This window comes from Streptomyces sp. NPDC020362, from assembly GCF_040642095.1.
Classification (GTDB): Bacteria; Actinomycetota; Actinomycetes; order Streptomycetales; family Streptomycetaceae; genus Streptomyces.
In genome coordinates this window covers 1-10,612 of record NZ_JBFAET010000257.1, presented here as the reverse complement: position 1 = coordinate 10,612, position 10,612 = coordinate 1, and the positions used below count along the sequence as shown (strand labels likewise).

Genomic DNA, 10,612 nt, shown 5'->3' with positions numbered 1-10,612 from the left:
CCGCTGGCGGCGCCCGACATGGTGTCGGCCGCCGCATGGCGGAAGGGATTCAGGTTCACATGGGTGGAGTGACGTGGCGTCAGCCGGTCGCGCTGCCCGAGACCCACTCGGTCCACGGCATGTTCCAGTCGCTGAGGCCGTTGTCCGGAGCCAGCATGGTCTTGTCCTGGGAGTTCTTGACGATCACGACGTCCCCGATCATCGAGTTGTCGAAGAACCACGCGGCGGGCTGCCTGCCGTCGCCGCCGCCCCTGACGTCCTTCAGGCCCACACAGCCGTGGCTGGTGTTGACGTTGCCGAAGACCGAGTCGGCACCCCAGTAGTTGCCGTGGATGAACGTGCCCGAGGCGGTCAGGCGCATGGCGTGCGGTACGGCCTTGATGTCGTACGAGGGCTTGCCGTCCTTCTCCGTGAGGCCGACGCTCGCACCGTTCATATGGATCTGCCTGAACTTCTCGGAGATCACCATCCGACCGTTGTACGTCGGGTGCTCGGGGCTGCCGGACGAGATGGGGATGGTCTTGATCGTCCTGCCGTCCCGTACGACGGTCATCTGCTTCGTGCCGGCATCGACGGTGCTGATCTGGCTCCGGCCGATCTTGAATGTGACCGTCTTCTGGATGCCGTGGAGGCTGAGCCTGACGGTGACGGTGGAGCCGGGATTCCAGTAGTTCTCGGGGCGGAAGTCCAGGCGGTTGTCGTTGAACCAGTGACCGACGACCCGCTGGCCGCTGCTGGAGCTGACCTGGATCTTCGACTCAACGGCGGCCTTGCCGCTGATCGCCTTGCCGAAGTTGACGGTTATGGGCATGCCCACGCCGACGGTCGAGCCGGCCTCGGGGGAGAGGTGCCCGATGAAGTCGTTGGCCGGGGAAACCGTGGTGATCGTGGCGTTCCCGGTGGCGGAGCGGCCCTTGGCGTCCTCGGCCTCTGCGGCGACCTGATACTTGGTGGCCCGCTCCAGCGGGCCGTTCGGCTTCCAGGACGTGCCGTCCGCGGACACGGTGCCCGGTATCTCGGCACCGGTCGCGACGGCGGTCATGGTCACCTTGGTGAGCTTGCCGTTGCTGACGGTGACGCTGACGGGTCCGTTGATCCCGACGCCGTAGGCACCCTGCCCGGGCGTGATCTGTATGTGGGCGTCGGAAGCGTCCTGGGCGCCCGTCTGATCTGCCTGCGCCTGCGTTTGCGGGTCGTTCCCGGGGTTGTTGTCGCTGGTGGCAGCGTTGCTGGTACCGCCGAGGGCCGTGAGTGCGAGTACGCCGCCGAGTACGCCGGCCGTAGCCATCAGCCCGGTGCGTCGCTTACGTACCGTGATCAAACGCTTCTCCCATGCCACTGGTCGTTGAATCCCTGGAGCCGGTTACCGAAGGAGTGCAACCTGCTTTAAAACCACTCTTATGCTTTATTGGCCCTGAAGGGTACAAATTGTGGTGGATTCCACGCGCAGCGAGAGCGTCGCCGCGGCTCCGCCCGACGGCCGGACGGCGCGTAGCCGATCTGCTCTCGCCGCCCGGTGCAGGCCATGGCAGGGGGCGCTGCCAGGGGCGTGGTGCCGGTCACGGGCGACAGCCTGCACAGGTGGAGGCTGCCGTCACCGCGGCAACGCCTGCATGGACGGTGTGCAAGCCGTCATCCTCGTCGCCGTCGTCCCATGCGTCGTGGGTGCTCTCCTCGCCCGAAGCCGGTGACCTCACGCGACGCGCGTCGTCCGGGAGAGCTACGTGCACGTCATCGGCGACATGCGCGGAACCGTTGACTCCGGCGGCGTCATGGTCGTCAACTACGACTTCGGCGGCGTTCCCCAGCCAAGTGGATCTTGCTCGTCAGTCCGCCGCGGGAACCGTCGATGACCTTCCGGTGACCCCGCCGACGCCCACCCCGCCCGGGGGATCGGTCTGGCGGCAACGGCTCGATTCGCGCCCACTGCACATCAGTTGATGCCAGGCCCGGAGCAACGATCCGATCGCCGGCGGGGGAACAGCCGCGCCGCTTCTTCCAGGCCGGCCCGCCAAGTCATGCCAAGAACCGCCGTCCGGGATCTGCCTCGGCGCGGGCCACCTCTGCGTCGTACTCGTTCGCGTCGAAGTCGAATTCCAGCAGTCGGCCCTCCCCGCGAGGAACCTGCCAGCCCGACCACTGGACGACATTCCCCACTTGCTGCACGACCACTGAGAGCAAGTCGCAGCACCCCCCGGTGCACTCCGGCTCGCCCACCTGCACACGGCGCGGCTCAGACGTCGCCCGCAGCGGGCTGGGGAGCCCGATGGGCAACGCTTCCGCTGCCAGAGGCCCACGGCCCCCAGGGCCCACCGCCTGCTCCACCACGTCCTCGCCGTTGACCCAGAAGCGTAGCCGGGCAGGGAAACGCGGCCCTGGCGGCAGCACCGTGATCTCCAACCGATCGAACATCAGGCCACCCCATGGCCGCCTGCTGAACACCCTGACGGTGATCCAGGAGAAACGGCCTGGGCCGACGCGTGACTCGGTGCGAGCCAGTGCGGGCAGCCCCCATCTGCAGCGAAGAAGCCAAGGAGGTCTCCGGTGCCGTCCCGCGGCCACCTGCTTCGCCGTCGTCTCCATGACGGTCGGCCGGCCCGAGCAGCCGAGCCGCTCCTGTGCCACCACAACCGATTCGTCAGCCGTCGACTCACCCTCGGGCACCAGCAGAAACCCAGTGAATCCGGGGTTCTTCTGTTTTCCGGACAGGAGCGCGACGCAGCGGCACGGCCCCGCGCCGAAAATGACGTGCCCGCGGCGAACGGCCCTGCCTACACTCGCCACGCACCCGGCGCCGCGTCCCGGTCAGGGACCGTCGTGTGCCGACCAGTCCGACGAACGAGGGGAGCCCGGCCATGCGTGAGCGCACCGCTGTCGCCGCTCCCCGTTCCCGGTACGAGGTGATCCTGGTGTCCTCGTCCGGCCGGTGCCCGCTGCGCGGCCGGCACCGGACACCCGTGACGCAAGGCTGACGTCCCTCCCCTTCCGGCACGTCCCGCAGGTTCCGCCGTCATGCCCATCACCCGCACGGGAAATCGCGCTGCCCCTTTTCCTCAACGCCAGAAAGGCACTGGGCCGTGCGCACGAACACCAACCCCCTCACCACCGTCCGAAACCTCGGCATCCTCGCCCACGTCGACGCGGGCAAGACCACCGTCACCGAACGGATCCTGTACGCGACGGGCACCACCCACAAGCGCGGCGAGGTGCACGACGGCACCACCGTCACCGACTTCGACCCGCAGGAACGCGACCGTGGCATCACCATCTTCGCCGCCGCCGTCAGCTGCGCCTGGGACGGTCACCGCATCAACCTCATCGACACACCCGGCCACGTCGACTTCGCCGACGAGGTCGAACGCTCGCTCAGGGTCCTCGACGGGGCCATCGCCGTCTTCGACGCCGTCGCCGGGGTCGAGCCGCAGAGCGAGTCGGTGTGGCGGCAGGCCGACCGGCACGGCGTACCGAGGATCGCCTTCGTGAACAAGCTGGACCGCGCGGGCGCCGACCTCGACCGGGCCGTCGGCTCGATCCGGGAGCGGCTGCACCCCGCACCGCTGGTCGTGCAGCTGCCGATCGGGACCGAGGGCGGCTTCGCCGGCGTGGTGGACCTGGTGCACATGCGCTCACTGGTGTGGGCCGACGGTGACGCCACGGCGGTGGAGGGCCCCGTTCCCGAGAGGCTGCGGGAGGACGCCCTGCGCCGGCGCCGTGCCCTGGAGGAGGCCGTGGCCGAGCTGCACCCGGCGGCGCTGGAGGAGTTCTGCGCCAGGTCGGCACTGTCCGCGCCGACGCTGGCCGCCGCCCTCAGGGACCTCACCCGTACCGGCGAGGGTGTGGTCGTGCTGTGCGGGTCCGCCTACCGCAACCGCGGCATCGAACCGTTGCTGGACGCGGTGGTGGCCTACCTGCCCTCGCCGCTGGACGTGCCCGCCGTACGCGGTGTCCACGACGGCGCCGAACAGCGGCGGGCCGCCGACCCCGGGGCGCCGCTGGCGGCGCTCGCCTTCAAGGTGCACGCGAGCGGCACCGGGCGCCTGACCTGCGTGCGCGTCTACTCGGGCACGATCGAGAAGGGAGACACCGTGTGGGACCCGGGCACCGGGCGCACCGAGCGCGTGGCACGCATCCTGCGGGTCATGGCGGACCGGCATGCCCAGCTGGACCGGGCGGTCGCCGGGGACATCGTCGCGCTCGCGGGGCTGAAGTCGGCGCGGGCCGGTTCGACCCTCTGCGATCCGGGCGCCCCGCTGCTCCTGGAGCCGCCCGTGGTCGCCGAACCCGTGGTGTCCGTGGCCGTCGAGGCACGGCGCGGCACCGACACCGGCCGGCTCGCGACCGCGCTGGCCCGGCTGGTGGAGGAGGATCCCTCGCTGGTGGTGCGCACCGATGCCGACACCGGGCAGACCGTCCTGTCCGGGATGGGTGAACTGCACCTGGAGGTCGCGGTGGAGAAGATCCGCCGGGACGGCGGGCCGGAGGTCACCGTGGGACGTCCGCGGGTCGCCCACCGCGAGACGGTCGTCGACGGCGTGAGCGGGTTCGTGTTCCGGCACGTCAAACAGGACGGCGGGGCCGGCCAGTTCGCCCATGTCGTTCTCGACGTGGAGCCGCTCGACGGCGAAGCCGGGACGACCGGGTTCGAGTTCCGGTCCGCCGTGGTCGGCGGGCGGGTGCCGCAGGAGTACGTGCGTGCGGTCGAGGCCGGATGCCGGGACGCCCTGAACGAGGGTCCACTCGGCGGTCATCCCGTGACCGGGCTGCGGGTCACGCTGACCGACGGCTCGACCCATGTGAAGGACTCCTCCGACACGGCCTTCCGTACGGCCGGCCGACTGGGTCTGCGCGAGGCGCTGCGCGCCTGCGCGACGGCCCTGCTGGAACCGGTGGCCGAGGTCACGGTCACCGTTCCCGAGGACGCGGTCGGCGGGGTGCTCGGCGATCTGGCGGCCCGGCGCGGCCGGGTCGGCGGCTCCGAGAACCGGGGCGGCGTGGTGGTACTGACCGCCACCGTGCCGCTGGCCGAACTGTTCGGCTACGCAACCCGGTTGCGCAGCCGCACCCAGGGCCGGGGCACCTTCACGACCCGGCCCGCGGGCTACGCCCCGGCGCCCCGACCGGTAGCGGCCCGGTAGCCGTCCGGGATCCTCACGCCGTCACGCGGGACGGCCCTCTGGTGCTCGATGTCGTCGGGTTGCCAGGGGGCCTGTGACGGGGAGGAACGCCGCTGCCGAGGACCCCTGCTGAAACCGATGTGCCTCCGGCGAGCAGCCAGTTCTGTACTCCACACCGGCCGGAACCACTTGTCGTACGCCGAACGGCGGAACGAGGTTCGGGCGCCCCGGGGGAAGGAAGCCGGTGGCTCTCTCCCTTGCAGTCATCGCTTTCACCGCATGCCTGCCGCACGATTCGGCATCGTCCGAGACGAGGTACTTCGACCAGCCGACTGCATTGTCAATACACGGGCATCGGCGGACAAGAGCGAAGAGGCGCACGCGTGGGCCGTCAATACAGGAGTGACTCGAGTTCGTTGTGTGGGGTTTATACGAGTGTTGACGTGCCGCTGAGGCCACGAGTAAAAGTAATCCCCCGAAGGCTTCGGTTTTTCGTGACCGAGGAGATCACGAGAATCCCGCTCGGTCATCTCGTACCGGCAGCGCGATGAACGCAAGGGAGAAAAGATGTCCGTGGAAATATACGATCTCTCACAGGAATCGGCTCCACAACCTCGAAGCCCCCAGGCGTCCCGTGTGCGCCGACCTCTCTGGGAGAGCACCAAGTTCATCGATGAACGAGCCGCCACACATCCCGAGGTGGCGCTCAAGGAGCAGATGACGGGCGACAGCCGGTACACGGCGATGCGTGTCGAGAAGGCCCAGGAGTTCATCGACGACCTGGTGCTGCCGAACGAAGGTCCCCTCGTGGCCCCGGGTTTCCGGCTCGTTCCCGCGGCCGCGGCCCGGAGCCTGAACCTGAACGCGGCGGCGGACAGCCCCGATGACTCCCTCGACGACATCGTGCTGGACCAGCCGACCACCGACCCGACCGCCGCAGTGGACGGCAACATCGTCGCGACCTTCGTCGACGGAATCAGGGGACAGAACATCTTCGACGTCCTGGACTCCTGCCTTCTGGCCCAGCTTGTCGCCAACGGCAAGTCCGACCGTGAGAGCCGGCCCATCGAGTGGACCAGGAACTACAGCAAGGTGCTCGAGCAGCTGGCATGGGTCGTGCCGGCATTCGACTTCTTCGGGATTCGCTCCCAGACGGGCCGATTCAGCATGAGCGCAGCCCTGCTCAAGGTGATATCCGGCATCATGACTGCCCGGCAGGTCGACCTCGTCTCGGGGGCGATCGAGCTGATGCAGGGTCTTCCGGCCGACGACCGCCGCCTGCAGATCTTCCGGTCCAACTCGGTGGAAGCAAACGCCGGAAACTTCCAGGTGGATTCCGTGGGCGAATCCCAGAACGGGATGGTCTCGCTCAGGCTCTGCGCCTTCAACTTCCGGACCAGTGAGAACGTGACGGATGTGCTGTGGTGGCGTTTCAACAGCCAGACCACCCTGCTTCAGGCCACCCGAACGACCTTCGTGCTCAACACGCACATCTACGACCAGATCCGTGATGCCGTCGGCGCCAAACTCGGAAATCGCGCCCAGAAGTTCATCGCCGGCCTTCCCGACTTCTCGGACGAGGAGAGTGGGGGCAACAACTGATGCCGGACCCGTGGGAGCAGGAAAGCCCGGCCCGCGCAGTCCGCATCGAGCAGGCAGCCGATCACGAAGAGCAGGTCGACGAAAGGAAGATATCCGAGACCTTGAGCACCCTCCACGATCTCGATGTGGGGCCTGAACCGGCGCGATTCAAGGACCACGGCGCAGGGGAGGTAGCCGCCGCAGTAGCTGCCGCCCTCGTTTCCGTCACCTCAGGGGTTTCCGCGCAGCACGCTCAGGATGTCTTCCACAGCCTGCTCCTGGCTCAACTCGCGGCCACCGCGCAAGCCGACCGCTTCGTCGATCCCGCCGCCTGGTACAGGCACCACCAGTCGGCGCTCGAGCAGATCGGGTGGGTGGCATCACAGAGCACCGCATTCACGGAGTACGCCCCGTCGACGGTTCCGTACACCATCACCACGGTCGTGACGGACCTGATGGAGCCCGTGGTGACTGCGGACGAGGCGGTGCTCGTCCGCCGCACTCTCCGCTCCTTCACCGACTCGAGCGAACCCGCACAATTCGTATGGGAATGCCCGAGCCACGCGGGCGGCAGGGGAAATTTCCAATTCGCCCTGGCGTCCGAGAAATCAGGAGAATCCGGCCTGACGCTGCGCATGGGCCGGTTCTCCTTCACCACCAGGAGGTACGTGACACGGCTCGGCAAGGAACTGTTCGAGTCGGACACGCGCTTTCAGGAATCCCTCGTCACCCTGTTCCTCAACGAGCGGGTGCACGCTCGGCTGCGAGAGGCGATCACAGTGAAACTCGGGAACCGGGCCGAGGGAATGGTCGCCGGCATCAGCCTCGAAGGGCTCGAAGACGCCGGCCGGGGGCGGGACGAGGCCTGACCGGCGCACAGGTGATGGCACACTCCGGCCGAGTCCGACTCGGCGCGCAGCGGCGGTCCGGTGCGGCCCAAGGCCGCCCGGACCGGCGCCGGCCCGGCCGGAGTGTGCCCGCTGCTCACGACGTGCCGAGGGGCCCTTCACGCCAGCCTCCCGTCCAGCGCCGCCCGCCGGGCCGGTGACGGCACCGCCCCCGCCGCGGCTCGCGGCCGCCTCCCACCGCGCGCGAAGAACGCGGCCAGGGGGAGGACCGCCGCGCCCACGGTGACCGCGTCCGGGCCGAGGCGGCCGAGCGCGATGCCGACCCGGCCCGCAGGGAAGCGGAGGGCGTGCGCGAGGGCGTGGGTGCGGACCTCGTCCAGGAAGGCGCCGCCGAGCTGGAGCCCTGCCCAGCCGCCGATCAGGAGCCGTTCGGGCCGGAAGAGGTTGATCAGGTCGGACAGGCCCGCGCCCAGGTACTCGGCGGTCTCGGCGAGGACGGCCGCCGCCACCGGGTCGGGCGCACCGTCGCCGACGGGGCGGGCCGCGGCGAGGAGTTCGGTCAGCGCCCGTTCCTCGCCCGCTCCGGCCGAGGGCCGCCCTCCCGCCTCCCGCCACCGTGCCACCAGCGCCTCCGCGCCCGCGTAGGCCTCCAGGCAGCCGAGGGCACCGCACCGGCACCGGCGCCCGCCGACCCGTACCGTCAGATGTCCCCACTCCACCGCCCGTCCCTGCGCCGCCTCCTCAGTGACCACGCAGGCGCCGACGCCGGAGCCGAACAGGACCACGACCGCGCTGCGGGCCCCGCGCCCGGCGCCGAACCACATCTCGGCCTGGCCCAGTGTCTTGGCGCCGTTGTCGATGAAGTACGGGACGTGCAAAGGGAGTTGGCCGCTCGCCCGGAGCAGTCGTTCCAGGGGTACCGCGTCCCAGCCGATCGTCTGGCCGTGCACGACGGCGCCCGACCCGTCGGTGTTCTCGATGATGCCGGGCACGCCGATGCCGACGCCGAGCAGTTCGCCGGGGGCGAGCCCTGTCGTGGCGAGCCCCGCCGTGGAGAGCACCTCGGCGATTCCCTCGTGCACATGGCCGACGACGGCGCCGACGTCGTACCCGCGCGGCCCCAGGGGCCGGTCCGCGCGAGCCAGTTCGGTCAGGGCGAGGTCCAGCAGCTCCACGCGGACCCGGGTCTCGCCGACGTCGACGCCGATCAGCCGCCCGCTGTCCGGCCGTATCCTCATCAGCCGGCGCGGCCGGCCGGCGTCGGAGCCGACGCTGCCCGCCTCCTCCACCAGGCCGTCGGCGAGCAGCTCGGCCACGACGTTGCTGACGGACCCCGAACTCAGTCCGGTCGCAGGGCCGAGGGCGTGCCGGCTCATCGGGCCGTCGAAATACAACCGTTGCAGAACGGCGCTGCGGCTCTCCCGCCGCAGGTCACGGACCGTACGGCTGCCCAGCCCTGCCACCTGGCCTCCCTGGTTCGCGCGCCAAGCCCGCCCGCAGGAGGGGAAGTCGCTGCCGGATCCCTTGACGAGCGTTTCTCTTGAGGTTTAACTCACATCCTAAATTAAGCCATGAGGGACTTCGGGAACCGAACGGGGTGTCGGCTTCCGCGAGCGGGTCCCTCGGGGTTTCTCGACTCCCGGAAAGGGACCCAGGAGCCATGCGCAGCATCCGAGCCGCGGCCGTAGGCGCCGTCACCATGTCTCTCGCCCTCGCGGCCACGGCCTGCGGAGGCGGTTCGTCCAGCGGCCAAGGGTCCAACGACTCGCCGAAGACGCTCACCTACTGGGCCTCCAACCAGGGCGCGAGCATCGCCGTCGACAAGAAGGTCCTGCAGCCCGAACTCGACAAGTTCGAGAAGAAGACCGGTATCAAGGTCAAGCTGGAGGTCGTGCCCTGGTCCGACCTCCTCAACCGGATCCTCACCGCGACCACCTCGGGCCAGGGCCCGGACGTGCTGAACATCGGCAACACCTGGAGCGCCTCCCTGCAGGCCACCGGCGCGCTGCTGCCCTGGGACGCGAAGAACTTCGCCAGGATCGGCGGCAAGGACCGGTTCGTCGAATCCGCGCTCGGCTCGACGGGCGTCCAGGGCAAGGACCCGGCCGCGGTCCCCCTGTACTCGATGGCGTACGCGCTCTATTACAACAAGCAGATATTCGCCGACGCCGGCATCGCCAAGCCCCCGGCCACCTGGGACGAACTGGTCGCGGACGGCAAGAAGATCGAGGCGAAGGGCAAGTCGGTCCTCGGTGCCGAGGGCTCGAACGTCTCGGAGAACATCCACCACGTCTTCGTCTTCGCCAAGCAGCACGGCGCGGACTTCTTCACCTCCGACGGCAAGCCGAACTTCACCGACCCCAAGGTGGTCGACGCGGTCGAGCAGTACGTCGGCCTGATGGCCAAGGACAAGGTCGTCCCGCCCGGCGACGCCGAGTACGCGCAGAACCAGTCCGTCAGCGACTTCGCCAAGGGCAAGCAGGCCATGCTGCTGTGGCAGTCCGCCGCCGCCAACCTCAAGTCCCAGGGCATGAGCGAGGACGCCTACGGCATCGCCCCCGTGCCCGTGCAGTCCGGGACTCCGGGCACGGGCGCCCAGACCAACTCGATGGTCGCCGGCATCAACATCGCCGTCTTCAAGAACAGTCACAACCTCGACGGCGCCACGCAGTTCGTGAAGTTCATGACCGGCGACGACGAGCAGAAGATCCTCAACAAGGCCTACACCACCATCCCGCCGGTCAAGACCGCCCAGCAGGACGCGGCCTTCGACGCCCCGGCCGACGCCGTCCTGAAGAGCACCCTCGCCACCAGCGCCGCCGCCCTGCCCCAGGTGGCCTCCGAGTCGCAGTTCGAGACGGCGGTCGGCACGGCCGTCAAGGAACTGTTCGCCGACGCCGCCGCCGGACGCACGGTGACCACCGACTCCGTCAAGGCGCAGCTGGAGAAGGCCCAGCAGCAGATGCCGGCGGCGCAGGGAGGCGCATGATGACTACACTCGACGGGGACTGGCGATCTACCCTCAGGCCCCACTCGTAGGCCGATTGGAAACCTGGTGATTGTGCGCCA

Annotated in this window: 7 protein-coding genes; 4 read left to right on the top strand and 3 right to left on the bottom strand. The window is 69.2% G+C overall.

Annotated elements, in window-relative coordinates; genetic code table 11:
• Window positions 1-79 precede the first annotated feature (79 nt).
• Window positions 80-1,288, bottom strand: a complete 1,209-nt coding sequence (locus AB0H32_RS43320) for an Ig-like domain-containing protein (protein ID WP_361133572.1) — start codon at window positions 1,286-1,288, stop codon at window positions 80-82.
• 728 nt (window positions 1,289-2,016) lie between these two features.
• A complete protein-coding gene (locus AB0H32_RS43315) occupies window positions 2,017-2,166 on the bottom strand; it encodes a hypothetical protein (RefSeq protein ID WP_361133569.1) in 150 nt (49 codons plus the stop codon).
• A gap of 911 nt (window positions 2,167-3,077) precedes the next feature.
• Between AB0H32_RS43315 and fusA the strand changes: the two genes are divergently transcribed.
• The 3 genes from fusA (at window position 3,078) to AB0H32_RS43300 (ending at window position 7,564) form a co-directional block, all read left to right on the top strand.
• The gene (fusA, locus tag AB0H32_RS43310; protein ID WP_361133566.1) at window positions 3,078-5,135 is read left to right on the top strand and encodes an elongation factor G; all 2,058 of its coding nucleotides are present in this window, start codon (window positions 3,078-3,080) and stop codon (window positions 5,133-5,135) included.
• A gap of 615 nt (window positions 5,136-5,750) precedes the next feature.
• Window positions 5,751-6,716, top strand: coding sequence for a hypothetical protein (locus AB0H32_RS43305; protein ID WP_361133563.1), 966 nt, complete (start codon window positions 5,751-5,753; stop codon window positions 6,714-6,716).
• Entirely contained in the window at window positions 6,716-7,564 is an 849-nt protein-coding gene (locus AB0H32_RS43300; RefSeq protein ID WP_361133560.1) for a hypothetical protein, read from the top strand. Before AB0H32_RS43305 ends, AB0H32_RS43300 begins: the two co-directional genes overlap by 1 nt.
• A 137-nt stretch (window positions 7,565-7,701) precedes the next feature.
• On the opposite strand, the gene AB0H32_RS43295 is transcribed toward AB0H32_RS43300, so the two are convergent.
• The gene (locus AB0H32_RS43295; protein ID WP_361133557.1) at window positions 7,702-9,006 is read right to left on the bottom strand and encodes an ROK family transcriptional regulator; all 1,305 of its coding nucleotides are present in this window, start codon (window positions 9,004-9,006) and stop codon (window positions 7,702-7,704) included.
• Between the two features lie 197 nt (window positions 9,007-9,203).
• Between AB0H32_RS43295 and AB0H32_RS43290 the strand changes: the two genes are divergently transcribed.
• Window positions 9,204-10,532, top strand: coding sequence for a sugar ABC transporter substrate-binding protein (locus AB0H32_RS43290; RefSeq protein ID WP_361133554.1), 1,329 nt, complete (start codon window positions 9,204-9,206; stop codon window positions 10,530-10,532).
• Window positions 10,533-10,612 lie beyond the last annotated feature (80 nt).

Excerpts from the sequence above, each read along its gene's own strand:
- AB0H32_RS43320 (WP_361133572.1), bottom strand. The coding sequence starts at position 1,288 with ATGGCTACGGCCGGCGTACTCGGCGGCGTACTCGCACTCACGGCCCTC.
- AB0H32_RS43300 (WP_361133560.1), top strand. The coding sequence starts at position 6,716 with ATGCCGGACCCGTGGGAGCAGGAAAGCCCGGCCCGCGCAGTCCGCATC.
- AB0H32_RS43290 (WP_361133554.1), top strand. The coding sequence starts at position 9,204 with ATGCGCAGCATCCGAGCCGCGGCCGTAGGCGCCGTCACCATGTCTCTC.